At 73.9% G+C, this 22280-nt stretch carries 22 protein-coding genes, 1 tRNA gene and 1 pseudogene; 5 read left to right on the top strand and 19 right to left on the bottom strand.

Going from position 1 to position 22280, the window contains the following annotated elements:
• Positions 1–64: 64 nt before the first annotated feature.
• The 5 genes from OO48_RS22425 to OO48_RS22405 form a co-directional block, all read right to left on the bottom strand.
• Entirely contained in the window at positions 65–1489 is a 1425-nt protein-coding gene (locus OO48_RS22425; RefSeq protein ID WP_051732513.1) for a penicillin-binding transpeptidase domain-containing protein, read from the bottom strand.
• A gap of 86 nt (positions 1490–1575) precedes the next feature.
• On the bottom strand, positions 1576–2727 hold the full coding sequence (locus tag OO48_RS22420; RefSeq protein ID WP_245194757.1) for an FtsW/RodA/SpoVE family cell cycle protein: 1152 nt from the start codon (positions 2725–2727) through the stop codon (positions 1576–1578).
• 178 nt (positions 2728–2905) lie between these two features.
• Positions 2906–3409, bottom strand: a complete 504-nt coding sequence (locus tag OO48_RS22415; RefSeq protein ID WP_033219075.1) for a DUF1269 domain-containing protein — start codon at positions 3407–3409, stop codon at positions 2906–2908.
• Between the two features lie 114 nt (positions 3410–3523).
• Positions 3524–4168 carry a hypothetical protein gene (locus OO48_RS22410; RefSeq protein ID WP_051732494.1) on the bottom strand — a complete coding sequence of 215 codons (645 nt, stop codon included), beginning with the start codon at positions 4166–4168 and terminating at the stop codon, positions 3524–3526.
• A complete protein-coding gene (locus OO48_RS22405) occupies positions 4165–5073 on the bottom strand; it encodes an ABC transporter ATP-binding protein (protein ID WP_081952293.1) in 909 nt (302 codons plus the stop codon). Before OO48_RS22405 ends, OO48_RS22410 begins: the two co-directional genes overlap by 4 nt.
• Positions 5074–5160: 87 nt before the next feature.
• On the opposite strand from OO48_RS22405, the gene OO48_RS22400 reads away from it, so the two are divergent.
• Entirely contained in the window at positions 5161–6498 is a 1338-nt protein-coding gene (locus OO48_RS22400) for a VWA domain-containing protein (RefSeq protein WP_033219073.1), read from the top strand.
• A 2-nt stretch (positions 6499–6500) separates the two neighbouring features.
• A complete protein-coding gene (locus tag OO48_RS22395; RefSeq protein WP_033219069.1) occupies positions 6501–7427 on the top strand; it encodes a hypothetical protein in 927 nt (308 codons plus the stop codon).
• A gap of 68 nt (positions 7428–7495) precedes the next feature.
• Here the strand turns inward: OO48_RS22395 and OO48_RS22390 are convergent, their stop codons facing one another.
• Positions 7496–9688 carry a terpene synthase family protein gene (locus OO48_RS22390; protein ID WP_033219068.1) on the bottom strand — a complete coding sequence of 731 codons (2193 nt, stop codon included), beginning with the start codon at positions 9686–9688 and terminating at the stop codon, positions 7496–7498.
• Positions 9689–9898: 210 nt separating this feature from the next.
• Here OO48_RS22390 and OO48_RS22385 point away from each other — a divergent pair, with 210 nt between their 5' ends.
• Positions 9899–10219: a hypothetical protein gene (locus OO48_RS22385; RefSeq protein ID WP_033219067.1), complete on the top strand. Its 321-nt coding sequence runs from the start codon at positions 9899–9901 to the stop codon at positions 10217–10219.
• Between the two features lie 283 nt (positions 10220–10502).
• Here OO48_RS22385 and OO48_RS22380 read toward each other — a convergent pair whose 3' ends face one another.
• The 4 genes from OO48_RS22380 to OO48_RS22365 are packed head-to-tail and all read right to left on the bottom strand — an operon-like array spanning position 10503 to position 13382.
• Positions 10503–11018 carry a hypothetical protein gene (locus tag OO48_RS22380; RefSeq protein WP_033219065.1) on the bottom strand — a complete coding sequence of 172 codons (516 nt, stop codon included), beginning with the start codon at positions 11016–11018 and terminating at the stop codon, positions 10503–10505.
• A complete protein-coding gene (locus OO48_RS22375) occupies positions 11015–11761 on the bottom strand; it encodes a hypothetical protein (RefSeq protein WP_033219063.1) in 747 nt (248 codons plus the stop codon). The genes OO48_RS22380 and OO48_RS22375 overlap by 4 nt, the downstream gene beginning before the upstream one ends.
• Positions 11758–13089, bottom strand: a complete 1332-nt coding sequence (locus OO48_RS22370) for a putative T7SS-secreted protein (RefSeq protein ID WP_051732492.1) — start codon at positions 13087–13089, stop codon at positions 11758–11760. The genes OO48_RS22375 and OO48_RS22370 overlap by 4 nt, the downstream gene beginning before the upstream one ends.
• Entirely contained in the window at positions 13086–13382 is a 297-nt protein-coding gene (locus tag OO48_RS22365; RefSeq protein ID WP_033219061.1) for a type VII secretion target, read from the bottom strand. Before OO48_RS22365 ends, OO48_RS22370 begins: the two co-directional genes overlap by 4 nt.
• Before the next feature lie 230 nt (positions 13383–13612).
• Here OO48_RS22365 and OO48_RS22360 point away from each other — a divergent pair, with 230 nt between their 5' ends.
• Together OO48_RS22360 and OO48_RS40050 are read left to right on the top strand one after the other, a co-directional pair.
• Positions 13613–14680: an acyltransferase family protein gene (locus OO48_RS22360; RefSeq protein ID WP_033219059.1), complete on the top strand. Its 1068-nt coding sequence runs from the start codon at positions 13613–13615 to the stop codon at positions 14678–14680.
• A gap of 120 nt (positions 14681–14800) precedes the next feature.
• Entirely contained in the window at positions 14801–15337 is a 537-nt protein-coding gene (locus OO48_RS40050; RefSeq protein ID WP_033219057.1) for a hypothetical protein, read from the top strand.
• Positions 15338–15421: 84 nt separating this feature from the next.
• Here OO48_RS40050 and OO48_RS40045 read toward each other — a convergent pair.
• The 9 genes and pseudogenes from OO48_RS40045 to galU form a co-directional block, all read right to left on the bottom strand.
• A pseudogene (locus tag OO48_RS40045) lies at positions 15422–15874 on the bottom strand (DUF2199 domain-containing protein); the annotation flags it as partial.
• Between the two features lie 168 nt (positions 15875–16042).
• Positions 16043–16705, bottom strand: a complete 663-nt coding sequence (locus OO48_RS22345; RefSeq protein WP_033219053.1) for a methyltransferase domain-containing protein — start codon at positions 16703–16705, stop codon at positions 16043–16045.
• A 176-nt stretch (positions 16706–16881) separates the two neighbouring features.
• Positions 16882–16958: transfer RNA gene (locus OO48_RS22340), tRNA-Ala, on the bottom strand.
• Between the two features lie 136 nt (positions 16959–17094).
• Positions 17095–18156, bottom strand: coding sequence for a divisome protein SepX/GlpR (gene sepX / locus OO48_RS22335; protein WP_033219048.1), 1062 nt, complete (start codon positions 18154–18156; stop codon positions 17095–17097).
• Between the two features lie 150 nt (positions 18157–18306).
• On the bottom strand, positions 18307–18933 hold the full coding sequence (locus OO48_RS22330) for a GNAT family N-acetyltransferase (RefSeq protein WP_051732511.1): 627 nt from the start codon (positions 18931–18933) through the stop codon (positions 18307–18309).
• The gene (locus tag OO48_RS22325) at positions 18930–19430 is read right to left on the bottom strand and encodes a MogA/MoaB family molybdenum cofactor biosynthesis protein (protein ID WP_033219046.1); all 501 of its coding nucleotides are present in this window, start codon (positions 19428–19430) and stop codon (positions 18930–18932) included. The genes OO48_RS22330 and OO48_RS22325 overlap by 4 nt, the downstream gene beginning before the upstream one ends.
• Positions 19427–19864 (bottom strand): cyclic pyranopterin monophosphate synthase MoaC, encoded by a 438-nt coding sequence (moaC, locus tag OO48_RS22320; protein WP_051732509.1) that lies wholly within the window; start codon positions 19862–19864, stop codon positions 19427–19429. Before moaC ends, OO48_RS22325 begins: the two co-directional genes overlap by 4 nt.
• A 115-nt stretch (positions 19865–19979) precedes the next feature.
• Positions 19980–21293 carry a molybdotransferase-like divisome protein Glp gene (glp, locus tag OO48_RS22315; RefSeq protein WP_033219042.1) on the bottom strand — a complete coding sequence of 438 codons (1314 nt, stop codon included), beginning with the start codon at positions 21291–21293 and terminating at the stop codon, positions 19980–19982.
• A 39-nt stretch (positions 21294–21332) separates the two neighbouring features.
• The gene (gene galU, locus OO48_RS22310; RefSeq protein ID WP_033219040.1) at positions 21333–22253 is read right to left on the bottom strand and encodes a UTP--glucose-1-phosphate uridylyltransferase GalU; all 921 of its coding nucleotides are present in this window, start codon (positions 22251–22253) and stop codon (positions 21333–21335) included.
• Positions 22254–22280: the final 27 nt, after the last annotated feature.

Raw genomic sequence — 22280 nt, 5'->3', positions numbered from 1 at the left:
CCTTCTGGTGGGGAATCAGACCGGGACAGTAGCAAATGACGGCTTTCGACCGGTTGGGCAGGCCCTACCGGCCGAGCACGGCCTGCATGACGGACTTCGCGATGGGCGCGGCGAGCCCGCCGCCGGTGACGTCGTCCGCCTGGCTGTCCGCGACGACGACGGCGACCGCGACCGGCGGGACGGCGGCGGAGCCGGCGGGGCGGGCCCAGGCGATGAACCAGGCGTACGGGGTGCCGGTGTTGTCGACGCCGTGCTGGGCGGTGCCGGTCTTGCCGCCGACCTCGGCGCCGGGGATGCGGGCGTTGCGGCCGGTGCCGTTCTCGACCACGCCCACCATCAGCTGCTGCAGCTGCCGGGCGACCGAGGACCCGAACGCCTGGCGGTAGAGGGTCGGGTGCATCAGCTGGACCTGGCTGCCGTCGGCCTTGGTGAGCTTGTCGACGAGCTGGGGGTACATCACCTGGCCGTCGTTGGCGGCCCCGGCCGCGACCATGGCCATCACCAGCGGGGTGGCGGCGGTGTCGTACTGGCCGATGGAGGAGAGCGCCAGCTGGGACTCGTTCATGTCGGTGTCGAAGTTGGCGCGGGCGGCCCGCACCGGGACGTCCAGCTTGGCGTCGTTGAAGCCGAAGTTCCGGGCCATCGCGGTCATCCGGTCGAGGCCGACCTGCACCCCGAGGTAGCCCATGACGCTGTTGCAGGACAGCGTCACCGCCTCGTCCAGCGACAGCCCGGCCCGGTCGCAGGCGCCGGTGTCGTTGTTGAGCGGGGTGGTGGTGCCGGGCATGACGTACGGGTAGGGGGCTCCGGTGGGGGCGTCGATGTCGGTGACGACGCCGTTCGCGAGCGCGGCGGCGGCGGTGACCACCTTGAAGGTGGAGCCGGGCGGGTAGATCTGGCGCAGCGCCCGGTTGAGCATCGGCTGGTCGGGGTCGTCCTGGAGCTTCTCCCAGGCGGCCTGGTCGGCCGTGGAGGTCCCGGCGAAGCTGCCGGGGTCGTAGCCGGGGGTGGAGGCGAGGGCGAGGATCCGGCCGGTGGCGGGTTCGATCGCGGCGACGGCGCCCTTCTGGTTGCCCAGGCCCTGCGTCGCGGCGCGCTGGGCGGCCGGGTCGATGGTGGTGACCACGTCGCCGCCGGGCTGCTGCTGCCGGGTGACGGCGTCCCAGACCGCCCAGCCGGCCAGCCTGGGGTCGGTGCCGGAGAGCAGGTCGTCGTAGACGCCCTCCAACTGGGTGTTGCCGTAGGTCTGGGACGAGTAGCCGGTGACGGCGGCGTACAGCGCGCCGTCGGTGTAGGTGCGCTTGTAGGCGTAGCGGCCGCCGGTCTCCGCGGAGCCGGTGACGGGCTGCCCGGCCACCAGCAGGTTGCCGCGGGGCTGGGAGTAGCGCTGGATGGTGGCGCGCTGGTTGGCGCTGTTGTGGTCCAGCTCCTTCTTCTGGAACACCTGGACGCGGGTGGCCTGGAGGGCGAGCGCGACGATCAGCAGCATGCAGAAGGTGCCGGCCCGGCGTCCGGTGGTGGAGATTCCGGGCAGCCCCTGCGGGCTGCCGTTGGTGCCCGCGGGCCGGGTGAACCTCACGCGTCCTCCTCGGGGACGGGCCGCCGGGCGAGGTCGCTGGTGCGCACCAGCAGCGCCACGATGACCCAGTTGGTGACCACGGACGAGCCGCCCTGGGCGATGAACGGCAGCGTCATGCCGGTCAGCGGGATCAGGTCGAGGACGCCCCCGGCGACCACGAACACCTGGATCGCCACCAGCGCGGCCAGGCCGATGGCGAGCAGCCGCCCGAACGGGTCGCGCAGCGCGATGCCGGTCCTGAAGCCCCGGGAGACCAACAGGGCGTACAGCAGGAACACCGCGAACAGGCCGGTCAGGCCGAGCTCCTCGCCGACGGTGGCCAGGATGAAGTCGGACTTGGTGGCGAAGCCGATCAGCGAGGAGTGGCCCAGGCCCAGGCCGGTGCCGAGCTGGCCGCCCCAGGCGAACGCGAACAGCGACTGGGCGATCTGGTTGGCGCCCTGCCCGGCGCCGATCGAGGCCAGCGGGTGCAGCCACTCGGTGACCCGGCTGTGCACGTGCGGCGACAGCCAGCCCACGCCGACGGCGGCCAGCGCGGACAGCAGCAGCCCGATCACGATCCAGCCGGTGCGGGCGGTGGCGACGTACAGCATCACCACGAACAGGCCGAAGAACAGCAGCGAGGTGCCGAGGTCGGTCTCCAGGACCAGCACGCCGACGAACGCGGCCCAGATCAGCAGCACCGGCCCGAGCACCCGGCCCAGCGGCAGCTGGAACCAGAGCACCTTGCGGCCGGTCAGCGCCAGCGCGTCCCGGTGCGCGGCCAGGTAGGCGGCGAAGAAGACCGCCAGCAGGATCTTGGCGAACTCGCCGGGCTGGAAGGACAGCGGGCCCAGCGTGATCCAGATCCGCGAGCCGTACACCGGCGGGAAGAACACCGGCAGCACCAGCAGGACGAGGGCGACGAACGCCCCGACGTACGCGTAGCGCTGGAGGCGGCGGTGGTCGCGCAGCAGGAGCAGCACCGCGATGAACAGGCCCACCCCGAGGGTGGACCAGAGCAGTTGGGTGGGCGCGGCCTCGCTGTTGGGGGTGTTGCGGTCCAGCCGGTAGATGACGACCAGTCCGATGCCGTTCAGCAGCACCGCGATCGGCAGCAGCAGCGGGTCCGCCCACGTGGCGCGCCAGCGCACCGCGGCGTGCGCCACGCCAAGGCGGCGTACCCGGCGTCCACGCTCTGACGCACCCGCGGACTCCCTCCGGCGGCGGGGCCCGCGCCGCAGGGGCCCCCCCCCCACCCCCCCCCCCGAGCGGGAGGGGGCACGGCCGGGGGGTTGCGGGGCGCCGGGGCCCCCGGCCCCCCGCCGGAGGGAGTCCGCGGGTGCGTCAGAGCGTGGACGCCGGGTACGCCGCCTTGGCGATCTCCCGCAGGTGCTCCTCCTCCTCGTGGCTCAGCGAGGTCTGGATCAGCTCGCCGCCGAACCGGGCGACCGCCGGGATGACCTTGTCCTGCGTCGCCGAGCGGACCAGGGCGAAGACCGCGGCGTTGCCCGGCTCCAGCTTCTCGCCGAGCCGGCGCATGAAGTCGTCGTCCACGCCGGTGTCGGTGGAGGAGCCGACCGCCGCGCCGGTCGCGCCGCCGACCGCCGCACCCAGGAACGGCATGAAGAACAGCAGGCCGATCACGCCGCCCCACAGCGCGCCGGAGGCGGCGCCCATGCCGGCGTTGGACACGGCCTGGTGCAGCTTGATCCTGCCGTCCTCGCGGTGCTCGGCCACCACGATGTCCTCGAGGTCGATCAGCTTCTGCTTCTGCAGCCCGATCAGCTCGTCACGGACCTTCTGCGCGGTGGCGACATCCGGGTAGGCGATCGCGAACAGGTTGCTCACGGCGGGCTTCCTTCCGACAGGCATTGGGCACGTCCCCCAGCACCCTAGCCAGAATTAGCAGCATTTGATCCGATCCAGACCGGTGTGTCCGTTTCCCGCCGCCGGGCCCCGCACTCAGACGCCGCGCCGCACCGCGACCGCCACCGCCGCCCAGCAGCACCCCGCCGCCAAGGCCGCCGCGGCCGGGAGCGTCCACCACGGCACGCCCGGCGCCTGCCGCGCGCCCAGCACCAGCGCCCGCACCACCGCGTTCGCCGGCGACCACGGCAGCAGCAGCACCGCCACCACCCCGCCCAGCCCCAGCGGCACCGCGTACGACCCCGTCACCACCGGGCGGTTGCACACCGCGCCCACCGCCGCCCCCGACAGCGCGCACACCACCGTCGCCACCGCGCCCCCGGCGACCGCCGCGCCCGACCCGCGGCTGCCCAGCACCAGCACCGCGGCCAGCCCCGCCGCGCCCAGGCCCAGCCCCGCGAGCGCCGCCGCCAGCAGTGCGGCCAGGTGCACCCGCGGCCAGCCCGCCGCCGCGACCAGGCAGGCCCTGGACTGCGCGGGCTCCGCCCCCACCGCCGCGCGCACCAGCCAGCCCATCACCGGCACCAGCAGCCCCGCCGAGAAGGCCGCCGCCCCCGCCACGTCGTCCCCGCCCGACAGGCCCAGGCCCAGCACCACCACGTACGCCAGCGCCGGCGCGAGCCAGCGCTGCGAGCGCACCAGCAGCTCCAGGTGGTACCGCGTCAGGGCGCGCAGCGTCACGGCCGGTCTCCTTCGGGCTCTCGGTGTTCGGACTCTCGGTGTTCGGACTCTCGGTGTTCGGGCTCTTCGGGTCCGGGCTCTTCGGGGGCGTGCACGCTGTGGACGTGCACGGCGGGCGTCGAGTTGAGGAGCCTGCGCAGCAGCGTGTCCGAGTGCGGGGCGGCCACCTCCAGGCGGGTGGTGCCGTCGGCGAGCGGCTTGCGCTCGGGGTGGCCGGGCAGGTGCTCTGGGAGGTGCTCGGCGCGGACCACGATCACCGCGCGGGGGCCGTCCCGGTCCGCGCCGGTGACCGGAGTGTCGTGCAGGGCGCCGTCCTTGACGAGGTGTCCGGCGGTGGCGAGGCCGGCCAGGCGGCCGGGGTCGTGGTCGACGAACACCACCAGGCCGCCGTCGGCGGCCCGTTCGGCGACCGCCGCGTCGAGTTCGCCGCGGGCCGCCTGGTCCAGCCCGGTCCAGGCTTCGTCCAGCAGCAGCAGGTCCGCCTCGGCCAGCAGGGCCTGGGCGACCGCGACCTTCTGGCAGGTGCCCTTGGAGAGCCGGCCGATCGGGGTGTCCGCGTACCCGGCGATCCCGAAGCGCTCCAGCCAGTGGTCGGCGCGGCGGCGGCCCTGCTCGGCGCCGAGGCCGCGGACCCGGGCGAGGTGGCACAGGTAGTCGCGGGCGCCGAACGGCAGTGCGGGCGGGAAGCGTTCGGGCACGTAGGCCCGGCTGCCGGGGATCTCGACCGTGCCCCGATCGGCGCGCTCGATGCCCGCCAGCAGCTTGAGCAGGGTGGACTTGCCGCTCCCGTTGGCGCCCTCGACCCGGACGATCCCGCCCGGCGCGAGCGCCAGCCGGACGTCCCGCAGGATCCACCGTCCGCCGCGCCCGTAGCGTTTTCCGACCCCGGCCAGACGCACCGTCATGCGCTCTCCTCGCCCGCTCCGCCCGTCCGTTCAGGTTAGGGGGCGTCCGCCACCCGCGTCGGGTGAATCGAACTGACGGGCCCTAGGATGCGGCGGGTGATCACACCCACCACACCACGACGGACGGCCCGCGCGGCCGCCCTGCTCGGGGCCCTGACGATAGTCGTGGGCAGCGCGCTGGGCACCTTCCCCGCGCACGCCGACGAGCCAGGGACCCCGCCCGCCGCGACCGAGGCGCCCAAGGTCGACCTGATCCTGGACGGTTCGGGGTCGATGCAGACCGCCGACATCCAGGGCAAGAGCCGGATGACGGTCGCCCAGCAGTCGATCAACGAGGTCATCGACGCGCTGCCGGAGGAGACCGAGTTCGGCATCCGCACCCTCGGCGCGACGTACCCGGGCAAGGACCAGAAGGAGGGCTGCAAGGACACCCAGCAGCTCTACCCGGTCGGGAAGACGAACAAGGTGGAGGCCAAGACGGCCGTCGCCACCGTCCGTCCGACCGGCTGGACCCCGATCGGGATCGCGCTGCGCGCCGCCGCCGAGGACCTGGGCACCGGCCCGACCACCCGCCGGATCGTGCTGATCACCGACGGCGAGGACACCTGCGCCCCGCCGGACCCGTGCGACGTGGCCCGCGAACTGGCCAGCAAGGGCATCCACCTGGTGGTCGACACCCTCGGCCTGGCGCACGACGACAAGACCCGGCAGCAGCTGATCTGCATCGCCAACGCGACCGGCGGCACGTTCACCGACGTGCGCAGCCAGGACCAGCTGACCAAGCGCGTCAAGCAGTTGGTCGAGCGCGCCCAGGACACCCACAGCGTCACCCCGGCGCAGGTGGTCGGCGCCGACAAGTGCGCGGACGCCCCGATCCTGACGCCCGGCGTGTACACCGACCGGGAGAAGTTCTCCGAGCACCGGGTGTACCGGGTGCCGGTGAAGGCGGGCGAGGAGCTGCGCGCCTCGGTCAGCGTCACCCCGGACCGGGCCGTCGCCCGGGACTACGGGGTGCTGCTGCAGGCCACCGACAACAGCGGCCAGGAGCTGGTGCGCGGCAACGACGCCGGCTCGGGCCGCACCGACGTGGCGTCGACCGGCGTGCGCTGGTCCGCCGCCGAGGACGACTCCGACTCGGCCTCCCCCTCGCCGTCGAAGGGCTCGGGCTCGGGCTCGGCCGTCCGGACGGTGTGCCTGGTGGTCAGCAACTCCTTCGCCCCGCAGGCCGCCGTGCAGGCCGACCCGGGCCTGCCGCTGGAGCTGACGGTGGACGTCGCCGCCGCCTCCCCGGCCCCGGACGGCCCCGCGATGGGCCTGGGCCGCGGCTGGATCCTGCTCGGCGTCCTGACCCTGGCCGGCCTGCTCGCCGGTCTGATCTTCGGCTGGCTGGCACGCTGGCGGATCTCCGTCTGGCGGGAGAACTGACGATGCGCAAGCTCCGCACCGCCGCGGCCATGGCCGCCGCGTTCACCGGCCTGCTCCTGCCGGCCACGCCGTCGGCCTCGGCCGCGTCCCCGTCCGCCCCGCCGTCCGCCTCGGCGTCCGGCACCGCGAAGCCGGTGCTGAACTCGGTGGGCACCAGCTTCCTGACCGCGACCACCCTGGCCTCCGGCCAGGACGCGGACGTCCCGGTCTCCACCGGCGACTACCTGTACTGGGCGTTCCCCGCCGCCGAGGGCCAGACCCCGACCGTCCAGGTCAAGGTCACCCTGCCGGACGCCGCGGACCGGCACGGCGCGCAGACCTGGACGGTCGAGCTGTTCGACGGCCTGCGCCGCCGGCAGTCCTGCACCGCCGGACCGCAGAACGGCACCGCCGAGCAGAGCGCGACCACCCTGGAGCTGAGCTGCACGCTGCGGCAGATCCGCTCCTGGGCCGAGCCCTGGTCCGGCGACCCGCTGCCCGGCACGTACTACGTCCGGCTGTCCACCACGGACATCCCGCAGACCGACCTCGGTCTGGCCGCCACCGTCCACGTGCACGTCGCCACCAAGGGCGGCGCGGACGACGCCCAGCCCGAGGGCGGCTCGCTCAAGGACCCGCTGGTGCCGCCGGTGAACGCCGGCGCGACGGCGGCCGCGACGGCGGCCACCCCGGCGCCGAGCGCGAGCGCGACGTACGCGGCCGCGCCCGCCGAGGAAGAGACCCACTGGTACTCGGACCTCTTCTCGGGCTGGAACACCCGCTGGTGGTGGACCGTCGCGGGCGGCGTCCTGGCCGCCCTCGCCGGTGTCCTCGGCTACACCCTCACCCGCCACCCCCGGGGCCACCGCCACCACCCGCACCACCCGGCCCCGGCGCCCGTCCCGCACCAGGCGCCGCCGGTACGGCCCCAGCAGGACAACTGGCAGTAGGCGCACCGGAGTCGCACCGGCAGGGGCGCGGAGGTCCACCCTCCGCGCCCCTGCCCGCTCCCGCCGCGTCAGCGGCCGATGGTCTCCAGGATCCGCATCGCCGACGTTCCGAGCTCGGCCGGAACGGCCGTCTTCGGGGCGAAGTGCCGGCGCAGTACGTCCGGCGTGTAGCGGCGGCACTCGCGGTGCCAGTTCAGGACGGCGGCCATCCAGTCCTCCAGCTCGCGGACGTATCCGTCGAGCGCCCGCCCGGCCTCCTCGTCGAGGGCGAAGTCCTGCTTGAGGAGCGGGAGTTCGCCGTTGACGACGTGCGCGAACTGGCTGAGCCGGGAGGCCATCAGGTCGGCCACGATGTCGACCGCGACGGGGTGGTCGCAGGAGAAGAAGTTCTCCACCACCCGGACCAGGTTGTGGAACTCGCCCTCGTACTCGACCTCCTTCTGGTACGAGAGCAGGTCGTTGACCAGGCAGGCGTAGTCCGCGGCGGAGTTCTCGACCGCCCGCATGGTGCCGCTCGCGTACACCTCCTCGGGGATCACCTCGCCGCGGCCGAGCCGGGACAGGCTCATCGTCAGGTCGGAGCCGAAGGTGGCGCGGCGCATCTCGATGTAGTCGACCGGGTCGGGGATGCGGTTCTGCGCGCCGTTGGCGAGCTCCCAGAGCCAGCTGTCGACCATGTCCCCGACGGCCTTGCGGAACTTGACCCGGGCGGGCCGCGAGAACGGGACGACGGTGCGCTGCCACAGGTCGGCGAGGCCGGCCTCCAGCGCGTTGCGCGGGGCGAACGGGAGGCTCCCGTCGAGCGTCATCAGCGCGTACAGCCGCTCGTTGGCGGCCTTCGCGCCGGCCAGGTCGCGGGGGCGGCCGAAGACGACGGGGTAGTAGTCGTCGGCGTAGGTGCCCCACGTCAGCCAGGCGGAGGAGAGGTCGAGCTCGGCGGGGGTGCCGTCGGGGTCGATGCCGGCCGCGCACAGCGCGAAGTCGTAGTCGCGGAGCTTGCGTTCGTCCCAGACGTCGGAGGCGGGGACGCCGGGCTCCGGGTCGAGCAGGCCGAACTCGCGGGCCCAGCGGACCACGTACTCGCGGGAGCCGCCCAGGTGCGGGTTGAGCGAGAGGGCGTAGGGCATCGGGAAGTCGGGCAGCGGGGACGGCCCGGTCCGCCGGTGCGGGGTGTGGGTGAAGCTGCGCAGGCCGCGGATGCCCGCCGCGAGGCGGATGTTGGCGGCGGAGGTGCCCAGGCCCCGGGGGCCGAGCACGGGCGCGGCCGCGCCGCCGCCGTTCATGTACCGGCTGGAGCGCATGTGCCACTCGTGGCCGCCGGACTGCCAGTCCTGCAGGCCCTTGACGTAGGCCAGGACGCGGGCGGCGTCCTCCGGGCCCAGCGCGTGCTCGGCGAACAGCGGGGCGAGTTCGGTGAGCGCGGTGTTCTCGAACTGCTGGAGCCGGGAGGTGAGCAGGTCGTTGACGGCGTCCGCGGCCTGCTGGGTGGAGCAGCCGAGGAAGGTCTCCAGCACCAGCACGCCGTTGGACAGCTCGCCCTCCTCGCCGATCTCGCGCTCGTACGAGAACAGGTCGTTGCGCAGGTGCACGCCGTCCGAGAAGGCGTCCCGCAGGACGCGCAGCGGGCGGGAGTGCGCCACCGCCTCGGGCACCTCGGCGCCGGCCGCGTACTCCACCAGCCCGGCGGACCAGGGGGCGCCGCCGACCTTGCGGCGCATCTCGATGTACTCGACCGGGTTGGAGATCCGGCCCTCGTTGATGTTCGACAGCTCCCAGAGCGACTCGTTCAGCAGGTTCCTGGTCGACTCGGCGAACCTGGCCCGCCAGGCGGCCGACATGTGCGGGACGGTGCGCTGCCACAGGTCGGCCAGGCCGGCCTCGACCGGGTTGGTGGCCTCGGGGTGGCCGTCCGCGAGGTCCATCGGCATGAACGCGGGCAGCCGGTCCAGGTAGGCCTTGCCGCCCTCGCGGTCGAGGGTGCGCTTGAAGGTCTCCAGGAAGTGGTCGTCGAAGAAGAAGACCCAGGTGTACCAGTCCGTGACGAGGTTCAACGCCCCGCTGTCGCAGTCCGGGTGGGTGTAGGAGCAGAGCAGCGCGTAGTCGTGCGAGTCGAGGTCGTGCTCCTCCCAGACGCCCGAGCCCTCCAGCATGCCGAAACCGCGCGCCCACTCCCTGGTGTGGACCCGCGCCTCCTCGTAGTGCGGGTTGATCCGGGCCGGGTACGGCACGTAGAAGTCCGGCAGTTCGAACGGCTGAGCCACTGGGTCCCGCCCCTTGGTGTTCGTCGACAGAGATCGGCGCGATGCCTAACGAGCCCACGGGCCCGTGGTCACCGTTACCCCGCTCGGCCACTCGGATTCCGCAATCCACCCGCACGGGTGAATCCGCCGCGCGCCGCCCTGACGCCCGGGGTGTCGGACCCTCGCGGCAGACTGTCCCGTCCCCCTTCTCCCGCACCCGTGGAGCACCCGATGGCCCTGTCCACCGAGGAGACCTGGCGCCTGCTGCGCGGCACCGAACTGGTCGGCGAGATCCGGATCGACGAGGCGGACTTCCCCTGGCTGGGCGGCGAGTTCCTCCCCGGCCCGGCCTGGCCGGAGTTCGCGCCCGGCTTCGCCGAGTGCCGCCGGCCGGCCGAGGCCGAGGAGTGGGGGGCCTGGGAGCGGGCCTACGACCCGCTGGAGGCCGCCTGCGCCCTGCACTCCCCCGACGGTCCGGTGACCGAGTTCCTGCTGCACGTGGAACCGCCGCGGGCCTGGTTCCGGTTCAGCGAGGAGCCGTTCGAGGAGTAGCCGCACGGCTACTTGCCGCTGCCGTTCTCCGCCCGCCGGTCGTCCACGGCCTCCTGCGCCCGCGGGAGCGCCCGGTCCGGGACCGGCCCGGCCCACGCCTCCCGGGCGCCGCGCCGTTCGAGGCGGTACCGGGTCGGGGTGAGCGCCCCCCGCACCGTCGAGCAGGAAGCACCGGACGGGCGACCGGAACCGCTGCGGGCGGAACCGCAGCCACAGCGCGCCCGTCGAACGCTCGCGCGGCGGGCCGCCGTGGAGCCGGGCGGGGCCAGCGGGTGCCGGCCGCTCATCCGGACGACCCCGGCCGGGACTGGGAGAGGCGGATCTCCGCGCTCCGCGCGTCCCGCCAGTCGATCTGCCAGCCGCGGCGGGCCGCCAGCACGGCGAGTCCTCCGGCGCCGATGCCCCGGTAGTAGCGCCTGCGGATGGTGGTCCGGGGCACGAGGGCGTCCCCCTTGACCTGGTACCGCGTCCTGCCGGTGTTGTAGTGGTCCACGCTGCTCGCCACGCCCGACGTCGCCGCGGCGATGCCCTGCTCCAGGGCCCGGTCGGCCCAGGCTTCCCACTCCTGCCGAGTACCGCTGCGTTCGAGGCGGTACCGGCTCGGCGTGAGGACGAACTTCAGGTAGCCGTGCCCTTCGGCCACGCAGTCACTGGCGGGATTGTCGAACAGCTGCCAGACCACCCGGAAGGGCAGCCAGAACCACTGCAGGCAGAACTGCAGCCGGAGCCCGACGGCCGAACGCCGGGGCAGCGGGCCGGTGTCGACGCCGGGCGGGGCCGGCGGGTGCCACGTGCTCATCCGAACATCTCCGTGATCCGGCTGGACGACTCCTGGTCGGGCCCCGGTGCCTGCGGTTCCGCTCCCGGCTCGTCGTGGACCACGCTGTCGACCAGCATCGCCAGCATCCCCATGTACTCGGGGAAGTCCTCCAGCGTGGGCGTGCTGATGGTCACGGTGAGCAGCGTGTCGGCGCGCGGCACCGGGATGTACGCGGACGCCTGGGCGAGGGTCAGTTCGGTCTTGCCGCCCGCCCCGTCGTCGAACTCGGCGACGGTGCCGAACGCGCTGACCACCACGGGGCCGACCGGCGCGGTCACGTCGAAGACGTCGTTGGCGGGGTCGGCGGAGAGCATCTCCAGCAGGGAGGAGGCCACCGCGTCGGCGTCCTGGGTGTCGGCGTGGTCGGCCTGGACGAGCAGGGTGGCGACGGTGGCCCGGTCGTCCGCGGTGCGGGCGATCAGGAAGCCCGAGTAGACGGCGCCCGCCTCGACGGCCGTGTCCGCGACGTCGCGGTACCAGGCGGCCACGGTGGTGCGCTGGTACTCGGTGCCGCCGGACCAGATCTCCTCGGACACCTCGGCGAGGTGCGCCTCGCGCTCCTCCTCGGGCAGTTCGACGCCGAGCGAGTGGAACTGCGCGGGCACCTCCCAGCGGATGTCCAGGGGGTTCTCGACGATCACCTCGGAGAGGGGCGTCACGACGAGGGCGGTGTCCTCTCCCCGGGGGGACGGGACCGACTGGTCGTTCTGGTCTGTCGTCACGATCCTGTCACCTGGTGGTAGAGGTTGGGCGCGTTGATGCCCAGGCCGATGACCTTCGTGCCGATCTGGGTGCCGCGCGAGTACCAGCCCCGGGGGTCGAGGATCACCTTGCCGGCGTCGTCGAGCTTCGTGGTCAGGCCGGGCAGGCTCCGCAGCGGCGTCTTGGTGAAGATCGGCGTGAGGATCTTGTTGTTCATCAGGCTGCCCGCTCCCCTCGCCACGTCGTCCGAGAGCTTCGAGCCGACCCTGGCGAGGTCCGCGCCCGCGACGGCGAGACGCTCGCCCTTCGCCAGGCCCACCACGCCCTTGACCGCACCCTTGGCGCCCTTGAAGGCGGTGCCGCCGAACGGGATGGCCCCGACTCCGTCCAGCGCGAGGGTGCTCCAACTGACGTCCGCACCTCCGAGCTTGGCCATGCCGTGGGCGCCGAGGGCGACCGCGGAGGCACCGGCCGACGCCACGCCGAGGCCGGCCGACAGCGGCGGGCACCACATGGTGGCGAGCGCGGCGATGGCGAGCACCGAGGAGACGCCGCCCGCGATGTCGCCGATTTTCTTGAGGGTGTCGGCGTGGTCGGTAGCCCACTTCTTGATGGACTTGCCGATGTCCTTGAACTTGTTGCCGATCTTCTCCCAGGCGCTGATGTCGGGAGCGTTCTGGTTGGCCCGGCGCAGCGCCTTCGCGGTGCGCCCGGCGTCGTCCTGGTGGTGGAAGTAGAGCTCCCTGGCCTGCTTGACGACGGCTTCCAGCTCGTCCTGGATGGCCTGCAGGTCGCGGTTGGCCGCCTCCAGCGCGTCGCCCGCGGCCTGGTACTCGGCGCTGGCGGAGTCGATCTGGTTCTGCGCCTGGGAGAAGGTGGCCTGGTCGTCGAAGTGCATGCCGATCAGCTTGAAGGCGGGGCTGTCGGCCGCCTTGTCGTAGCGGTCGGACGCCTGTTCGCGGCTCTTCTTCGCGGACTCCAGGCGGTCCTTGGCCCGCTGGGCCTCTTCCTCGTAGCGCCGGGCGGTGTCCTGGTAGGAGGAGAGCTGGCCGCGCCAGTTGTTGAGCGCGGAGGAGGCCTGGCGCATCGCGTCGACGCTGTCCTCCAGGTAACCGGGCAGTTCGCCGATCTTGCCCGCGAACGCCTGGGCCGCGTCGCCCTCCCAGACGCTGCCGCCCCGGCCGACCTCGACCAGGGTCCGGTGGGCGTTGTCCATCGCGTTGGCGGCCTTGTTGAGCTTTCCGACCAGGCCGTCGACGTTGCCGGGGTTGCCGGGGGCCGGGTTGAAGCCCAGGGCGGGGAAGTCCGGGTCCATCCCGGCGATGTAGGAGAAGAACTCGCCGCTCATGCCGAGGCCCCGCTGAACATGTCGCGGAGGGCCTGGTCGGTCTCCGAGTAGTTCTTGCAGGTCTGGTCGAGCTTCGCCTCCAGGGCTTCGACGCCCTGCGAGATCCGGGTGATGGCGTCCTGCCAGCTGTCGTTGAAGTCGTCGCAGGCGTGGTCGAGGTCCTTGCTGCCGGTCGTCTTCGGGCCGGTCTCCTTCATGGCGTGGAGCGCCTCGCGCATGTCCTGCTGGCTGTCCTTCATGCGCTGCATCAGCTTGGACAGATCGTCGACTTCGACGCGGAAGTAGGCCCCCATGACGCTTTCGTCCCCCTAGGTGATCACTCTGTTCACTGCTGCTCGTCACTTTGCAGACCATCAGACTAGGAGTGCCCTCCGACCGGTGTACACACGAGTGCACACCGCCACACTTCCTTCACTTCCGACGCACGGGTGCACCGTCTTCCGCGTCCCGACTCCCTTCTCCATCAGGCACGATGACCCATCGGGACGAAAACGCCCCGTCCGCCCGCTCGCCTGGAGGGTCCGTGCTCGCCGAACCCCCGCTCGCCCGGCCGCAGCCCGCGGGCGCCGGGGGCGCCTCCGGTCGCGGCGCGCGCGATCCGTTCTTCGACCACGTGAAGCTGCTGGCGACGGTGCTGGTGGTGTGCGGGCACTTCTGGGAACCGCTGGTGCGGGCGCCCGGGCACCGGGTGCTGCACGCCGGGTACCTGCTGGTGTACGCGTTCCACATGCCGGTGTTCGTGTTCGTCTCCGGCTGGTTCTCGCGCTCCCCCGATGCCCGCCCGGACCGGCTCGACCGGCTGCTGAGCGGCGTCCTGGCGCCGTACCTGCTGTGGACCACCCTGCTGGGGGCGTACACGGCCCGGCTGAACGGCGGGAGGTTCGCGCTCGACCTGCTGACCCCGGTCTGGGTGACCTGGTTCCTGCTGTCGCTGTTCCTGTGGCGGCTGAGCGCCCCGCTCTGGCTCCGGCTGCGCGCGCCGGTGGCCACCGCCGGGGCGGTCTCGCTGCTGGCGGGGGCGCTGCCGCTGACCCCGCAGCTGTCGATCGGGCGGACGCTGCAACTGCTGCCGTTCTTCGTCGCCGGGCTGACCCTGGACCGCCGCCGGGTGCTCGCGCTGCGCGGCGACCGGCAGCTGCGGGCGGCCGCGCCGGCCGTGTTCGGGGCGGCCGCGCTCGCCGCGTACTGGCTGGTGCCGCGGCTGGACGCGGCCTGGTTCTACCGGAGTTCGAGCGCGGCCGGGCTGCACGCGGGCTATCCGCGCTGGCTGCTGGTGTCGCTGGGGATCAACCTGGCGGGGGCGGCGCTGGGCGCGGTGTTCCTGGCACTGGTGCCGGTGCGGGCGGGTCGCTCCGGGCGGTGGGCGGCGCTCGGCGCGGCGAGCACGGCGGCGTTCCTGGTGCACCCGTTCCTGCAGGAGGCGCTGGTGCGCACGGGCTGGTACGGGCGGGGCTTCCTGCCGTCCGCGGCCGGGCAGTTGACCCTGACCGCCGGCGCGGCGGGGCTGGCCCTGCTGCTGTGCACCCGGCCGGTCGCCCGGCTGCTGCGGCCGCTGCTGGCGCCCCGGCTGCGACTGCTGCTGCGCGGGTAGCGGTCGGCGGCCGAGCGGCCGGTGGTCGAGCGGCCGGTGGTCGAGCGGCCGGTCCGGTGTGCGGGCCGTCTATGATCCCGGGAAACACCGTCCGGAGGGACGGAGCACCGGGGGGTAGGGATGTCCGCTGTCCGCGCCTGGTACCGCAGGCCGCTGACCTGGGTCCTGGTCGTGCTGCTCGTCCTGGGCGGCGGCGTGGTCGGCGCCCGCGAGGCGTGGGGCGAGTGCTGGCCGATGCACCCGCACGACGCCCGCGCGTACCGCCAGTACGACTGCTCCAACCTGGGCGGGCCGCGCAACCTGGCCACCCTGCTGCGCTACTACGGCGTCAAGCTGCCCGCGGGGGCCGCCGGGGTGCGGTACTACAGCGACGACGACTCGGTGTCCGGCCCGGACGTCCTCTTCCTGCGCTTCACCGTCCCGGCCGACACCGTCACCGGCTACCTGTCCGCCCTGCACGTCGTCGACGCCGGCACCGACCCGGAGAGCGCGCTGCGCGACACCGCGGAGCTGCGCCGCCGCGACCGGGTCGACTGGACCTTCCCCGCCGACACCCCCCACCGGGTGCTGACCTTCGGCCCCTCCCCCGCCGGCACCGCCGTCACGTCCCCGGACGGCGACGCCACCACCGTCCGCCTGACCGTCCTGCACCCCTGACCCCGGCCCCCTCCCCCCCTGCCCGGGGTGCAGCAGCGCCTCGGCGATCTCCCGGACGCGCTCCACGGTGGTCCCGGTGCGCTGCTCGACGGCCGGCGGGTGCCCGGTGGGCTCCGGTTCGATGTACGGGCGCCGCCCGACCGGCCGGGTGTGGTGCATGGTCTTCGGGTTGAGCGTGGACGGGGAGCACAGCGGCAGTTCGGTGGAGAGCCGGCCGAAGTACGCCGGCTCGGACTCCCGGCCGGGCGTCTCCCACAGCTCGCCGGCCCGCGTGAAGTTCCGCTCGCTGAGCGAGAGCCACACGCCCCGGACGAACAGCGAGTTCCCGCCGATCACGCACTGGTCGGGGGCCGGCTCGCAGTCCTCCCGCAGCTCCATCCCGGGCTCCCAGGGGGCGGACGCCTCGACGTGGTGCGCCATCGGCAGCTCGGAGTGCCGCTCACCGCAGCAGGTGCAGGTCCAGCCCGGGTCGTTCGCCGTGCGGCAGACCCTGACCGGCGCCCCGGACGGGCCCTGGAACGGGGCGCCGTCCCGCACGGCGAAAACGCTTCCGGCACGGAGCGCGGGGCGAGCATGGTCCCCACCCGTGCGACCCCCCGGAACGCTTCTCGCCCGCGCCTGCGCGGCAGGCCCCGGCTCGGACTCCGCCCCGGGCACGAGCGCGAGTTCGGACGGCGGGGCCCCGTGCCGCTCGGAGGACCGGTCCTAACCTTCGGGCCGGAGGTCGGGGCGCAGCTCCGGGTAGCCGACGAAGTCGAACATCCGCCGTTCGGGGCGGAGTTCGTCGGGCGCGCCGGTGAAGCGGTGCACTCCGACGCCGTAGCCGGCGTCGGGCGGGGAGAGCCAGAGCTGCTCGAACTCCTCGCGGGCGAACCACTCGCGGATCCGCGGCACCAGGTCGGGTTCCTCGCGGTGCCTGGTCCAGATCACCGTGCCGCCGGTGCGGCACAGCACCCGGCAGGCCCGGACGGTGCGCTCCACGTCGGCGTCGGTGAGGTTGCCGAACACCCCGCAGACCAGCACCACGTCCGCCGGGACGAGGCCGGCGTAGTGGGCGGGCAGCGCGGCGTCCCCCGTCACCGTCTCGACCTGGGCGCCGAGGCCCGCCGCCTCGGCCCGCCGCCGGGCCGCCGCGGTGTTGCGCGCGTCCAACTCGACCAGCCGGGCCCGGGCTTCGGCCCGGCGCGGGTGTTCGGCCAGCACGTCCAGGACGTCCCGCCCGTCGCCCGCGCACAGGCTGACGATCCGCAGGCCGCCCGGCGGCGCCCCGTCCAGCGCCTCCCGCAGCCGGGCCCGCACGGTGCGCAGCCGCCGGGCCTGCCAGGAGTCCGGGTCGTCGTAGCCGTCGTGCCAGGCGCTCCAGTCCACGCCCGGACGGTACGCCCGTACCCCGGCGGCGGCCCAGCCGTTTTCCCCCGGCGGACGGGGCCCGGTGACGCGACATCAGTCGGGAACGGGGCGGCCGGGGAGCGGACGGGAAGGCCCGCCCGCGAACGGCCCGGAATACGAGAAATCCCGCCCGGTTTCCCGGGCGGGATTTCTGTTGGTGGAGCTGAGGGGATTCGAACCCCTGACCCCCTCGATGCGAACGAGGTGCGCTACCGGACTGCGCCACAGCCCCAACAAGAAAGAACTCTATCACCTCTGCGGGGGTACTCGTGACCATGGTCGGCGCGGCCCGGCGGCGGTGACGCCCGGGGGCGCGGACGCCCCGGCGCAGGTGGGGCGTCGCGGCCGGGGCGGGGCGGGCGGGGCGGTCATGCGTTGGCGGCGCGGGGGCGGGTGCTCCAGTCGGCGGCGGGCTGGGCGGGCTGGGCCGGCTCGCCGTACTGGTCGAAGAGCGGGGTCGCCGGGCGGCCGGAGTCCCAGGTGTCGGGGGCGGAGAGGTCGAGGCCCCGGGTGGTGCGGGGGGCCACGGGGGCGGTGACGTAGGTGGGGAGCGGGACGGGGACGGGCTCCCAGGAGTCCGGCCCGGCGGCGGCGCGGGCGCGGACGCCGTCGGCCCACTCCTCGTGCTCGGTGGCCTCGGCCAGCACGGTCGCCCGGGTGGCGGCCGGGTCCGCGCCCGGCTCGGCGGACGGTTCGGCGGCGGACGCGGCGCGGGCGGCGGACGGCTCGGCGGACGGGCGGGCGGCGCGCTCGCGCTCCCGGTCGCGCAGCCGCTCGGCGGCCTGGGCGGCCTTGCCCCGGTCGAACTTGACTTCGTAGCGCTGCCGCTCCAGTCGGCGCAGGTGGCCGATGTAGAGGGTGAGCAGCACGCCGGGGACGGCGGGCACCCAGAGGAAGGCGAAGCCGGCCACCGCGGCGACCACGGCGCCCAGGGCGAAGGCGAGGAACAGCATGGTGACCATCCGCCGCCGCCGGGCGAGCAGCCTGGCCCGCCGCTCGGCGGAGCGCCGGTCGCCGAGCTCTCGCTCGCGCTCGCCCCGGGCCTCGGCGGACTTCGGCGCGGTCGGCTCCGCGGCCGGTCCGGCCGCGGGCTCGGCGCCGTCCCAGGCGGTGGGCCGGGTGGCCACGTCCGCCGGATCGGGCGCGGAGCCGGGCGCGCGGTCGGCCGCCGGGCCGCTCGCGGAATCGGCGAACTCCCCGTCCGGGTCGCCCCCGGCGGGGTGCTGCTGGTCGTCGGCGGTCTGGTCGCCGAGGGCTCGGGCCGCGCGCCGCTCCATGGCCGATCGACCGGCCAGCAGGCGGATCGCGGTACTGAAGCGTTCCGTCGGACGCGACTCGTTGAGCTCGTCCTGCCTGCGGAGCCACATCGGCACCAGATAGGCAGCCCAGGCCCCTACGATGACCGCGTAGATAAGGCCGCTACTGCTCACGTTGCACACGGTACGGGCGCGGGGGAAGGCACTGCAGCAATTTGGCGCGGCGTGTCGTGCGATCAAGCTGATTCTCAGACTATTTTGCCGCTATTTGTGGCGGCTCGACCCGGCCCCGATGCCATATCGATATCAATTTCGAACAAATATTCAATTCTCTTGCGGCGGCCGGTTCCTGAGCGCGTGCCAGCGGTTGAGCAGCCCGTCGGCGGCCTCGTCGGCGGTCAGCGCGTAGACCAGGTGGTCGCGCCAGTCGCCGTCGATGTGCAGGTAGCGGGGGCGGAGCCCCTCCTCGCGGAAGCCGAGCTTCTCCACCACCCGGCGGCTGGGCCGGTTCTCTGGGCGGATGCACACCTCGATCCGGTGCAGGCCCAGGTCGCGGAAGCAGTGGTCGACGGCGAGCGCGACGGCGGTGGGCATGATGCCGCGCCCGGCGACCGCCTCGTCCACCCAGTAGCCGACGTTGGCGGAGCACATCGAGCCCCAGGTGATTCCGCCGACCGTCAACTGGCCGACCAGGCGGCCCTGGTGGAGCACCACGAAGGGCAGCATCCGGCCGGCCGCCGCCTCGGCCCGCAGGTAGCGGACCATCTGCCGGTAGGTGGGCCGGGGCAGCGGGGCGCGGCCGGGCGGGGCGGGTGGGACGGTGGCCTCCCAGCGGCGCAGCCAGTCCCGGTTGCGGCGGCTGACCTCCTGCCACTCGGCCTGGTCGCGGCGGCGGATGGGCCGCAGCACGACGTCCCCCTCGGCCAGTTCGACGGGCCAGCCGGCGTTCAGTGGGCGCTCCCGGAAGGATCGGTGGGTCGCGGGTGGTCGCCGCCGGCCAACTGGTCGACGGCGTGCGGCAGCAGCGGGGCGAGCACGGCCAGTCCGTCCCGGACGCCGCCGGTGGAGCCGGGCAGGTTGACGATCAGGGTGCGCCCGGCCAGCCCGGCCAGGCCGCGGGAGAGCGCCGAGGTGGGCACCTTCTCCCGGCCGTGCGCGCGGATCGCCTCGGGGATGCCGGGGACCTGCCGGTCGATCACCCGGGCGGTCATCTCGGGCGTGAGGTCCTGCGGGGAGATGCCGGTGCCGCCGGTGGTCAGCACCACGTCGTACCCCGCGGCGACGGCCTCGCGCAGCGCTGCCTCGACCGGCTCCCCGTCCGGGACGACCACCGGGCCGTCGGCGGTGAAGCCCATCCCGCGCAGTCCGGCGACCAGCAGCGGGCCGCCCCGGTCCTCGTACACGCCGGCCGAGGCCCGGTTGGAGACGGTGACGGCGAGCGCCCTCACTGCTCCTCCCCCCTGGACCAGTCGCCGCTCTTGCCACCGGTCTTGCTGAGCACTCGGACGTCCTCGATGGCGGCGGCCTTGTCGACCGCCTTGACCATGTCGATGACGGTGAGCGCGGCGGTGGCGACGGCGGTCAGCGCCTCCATCTCGACGCCGGTGCGGTCGGCGGTGCGGACGGTGGCGGTGATCTCCACGGCGGTGTCGGTGACGGCCAGGTCGACGGTGGTGCCGGTGAGCGCGATGGGGTGGCACAGCGGGATCAGGTCGGGCGTCCGCTTGGCGCCCATGATCCCGGCGATCCGGGCCACCGCGAGCGCGTCGCCCTTGGGAACGCCCTCGCCGCGCAGCAGTTCCACCACCCGGGGGGCGACCCGGACGCGGCCGGCCGCCACCGCGACGCGGGTGGTGGCGGCCTTCTCGGAGACGTCGACCATCCGGGCGGCGCCGGTGTGGTCGACGTGGGTGAGGCGGTCGCCGGGGGGTGTGTCGGTCACGAGTGGCTCCAGTGGCACGGTGCGAATCTCGCGCTACCGTACAACCCCGCCCCGGTCAGTCCGTGAGAAGGACCACACCGACGGTGCTCCCGGCGGGCAGCGCGGTGACGTCCTCGGGCACGGTGATCAGGCAGTCGGCCTTGGCCAGCGCCCCGACCAGGTGCGATCCCTCGCCGCCGACCGGGCTCACGGTGCCGGCCGCCGGGTCGTACCGGCCGCGCAGGAACTGCCGTCGCCCGGCCGGGGAGCGCAGCGCCGCGGTGGTCGCGGCCCGCACCACGGGGCGGTGCACGTCGGGGGCGCCGAGCATGGTGCGGATGACCGGGCGGACGAACAGCTCGAAGGAGATGTACGCGCTGACCGGGTTGCCGGGCAGGGCCAGCAGCGGCACGCCGGGGGCCGCGCCGATCCGGCCGAAGCCCTGCGGCTTGCCCGGCTGCATCCGCAACCTGCGGAAGTCGACGCCGCCGTAGTCCGCGAACACCTCCTTGACCACGTCGTACGCGCCGACCGAGACGCCGCCGCTGGTGACGATCAGGTCGGCCCGGCCGAGCTGGTCCTCCAGCACGGCGCGCAGTGTGTCCGCCTCGTCGGGGACGCCGCCGACCCGGTAGGCGACGGCGCCGGCGGCGATCGCGGCGGCGGTCAGGGTGAAGGAGTTGGAGTCGTGGATCCGGCCCGGTCCGGCGGCCTCGCCGGGCTGGACGAGTTCGCTGCCGGTGGAGAGCACGACCACCCGGGGGCGGGGGGCGACCTTGACGGTGCCGCGGCCGATCGCGGCCAGCAGGCCGAGCTGGGTGGGGCCGAGCACGGTGCCGGCCTCCAGCACGGTGTCGCCGGCGGCGACGTCGCTGCCCCGGCGGCGGATGTGCGCGCCCTCGGCGACCGGGCGCAGCACCCGGACCTCCTCGTCCGCGACGGGCGCGCCCATCGCGTCGGCGGCCCGGCCGGTGCCGGTGCCGCCGTCGGTCCACTCGACCGGGGCGACCGCCTCGGCGCCGGGCGGGACGGGGGCGCCGGTCATGATCCGGGCGGCCCGGCCGGGGCCGACCCTGGGCAGTTCGGCGGCGCCGGCCGCGATGTCGCCGACCACGGCCAGCACCGACGGGTACTGCTCGGTGGCGCGCACGGTGTCGGCGGTGCGCAGCGCGTAGCCGTCCATCGAGCTGTTGTCGAACGGCGGCAGGTCGTCGTCGGCCCGCACGTCCTCGGCGAGCCGGCAGCCCTGGGCGTCCAGCAGTTGCAGTTCGATGGGCGGCAGCGGGGCGACCGCGGCGAGGACGTCGGCGAGGTGCTCGTCGACGGTCCACAGGCGCGGCGAGGCCGGGGAGCCGGCTCCCTCGCAGCAGGGGTCGTGCTTCCCGGTCATCGCCTCACGCTCGCCTTCGACGCTCGCCTTCGTGGTGGATCAGCCCTGCATCTCGGTGGCCACGAACTGCCGCAGCCAGCTGCGGAACTCGGGGCCGAGGTCGTCGCGCTCGGCGGCCAGCCGGACGATCGCCCGCAGGTAGTCGGCCCGGTCGCCGGTGTCGTAGCGGCGGCCCTTGAACAGCACGCCGTGCACCGGGCCGCCCGCGCTCTCGTCCCGGGCGGCCAACTCGCGCAGCGCGTCGGTCAGCTGGATCTCGCCGCCGCGGCCGGGCGGGGTCTCGCGCAGCACGTCGAAGACCGTCGGGTCGAGGACGTAGCGGCCGATGACGGCGTAGTTGGAGGGGGCGTCGGCGGTGTCGGGCTTCTCCACCAGGTCGGTGACCTGGAAGACGTCCTGGCCGAAGTCGGTGGTCTTGACGGCGGCGCAGCCGTACAGGTGGATCTGGGCCGGGTCGACCTCCATCAACGCGACGACGGAGCCGCCGAGTTCCTGCTGCACCTCGATCATCCGGGACAGCAGCGGGTCGCGCGGGTCGATCAGGTCGTCGCCCAGCAGGACGGCGAACGGCTGGCCCGCGACGTGCTGTTCGGCGACCGAGACGGCGTGGCCCAGGCCCTTGGGGTCGCCCTGGCGGACGTAGTGCATGCTGGCGAGCTGCACGGACTCCTGCACCCGGCGCAGCCGCTCCTGGTCGCCCTTGCGGCTGAGCAGCTCCTCCAGCTCGTAGGCGCGGTCGAAGTGGTCTTCCAGAGCACGCTTGTTGCGACCGGTGACCATCAGTATGTCGGACAGACCGGCGGCGGAGGCCTCCTCCACGACGTACTGGATGGCCGGCTTGTCGACGACCGGCAGCATCTCCTTCGGCGTGGCCTTGGTGGCGGGGAGGAACCTGGTGCCGAGGCCGGCGGCCGGGACGACTGCCTTGGTGACCGGCTGGCGGGCGTGCTTGTTCGTCATGCGTCGACCTTACTAAGGCGGGCGTTC

This window comes from Kitasatospora phosalacinea, assembly GCF_000716545.1.
Lineage (GTDB): Bacteria > Actinomycetota > Actinomycetes > Streptomycetales > Streptomycetaceae > Kitasatospora > Kitasatospora phosalacinea.
Note: the sequence above shows the minus strand (reverse complement) of the source record. Positions and strands in the feature narration are given on the sequence as shown.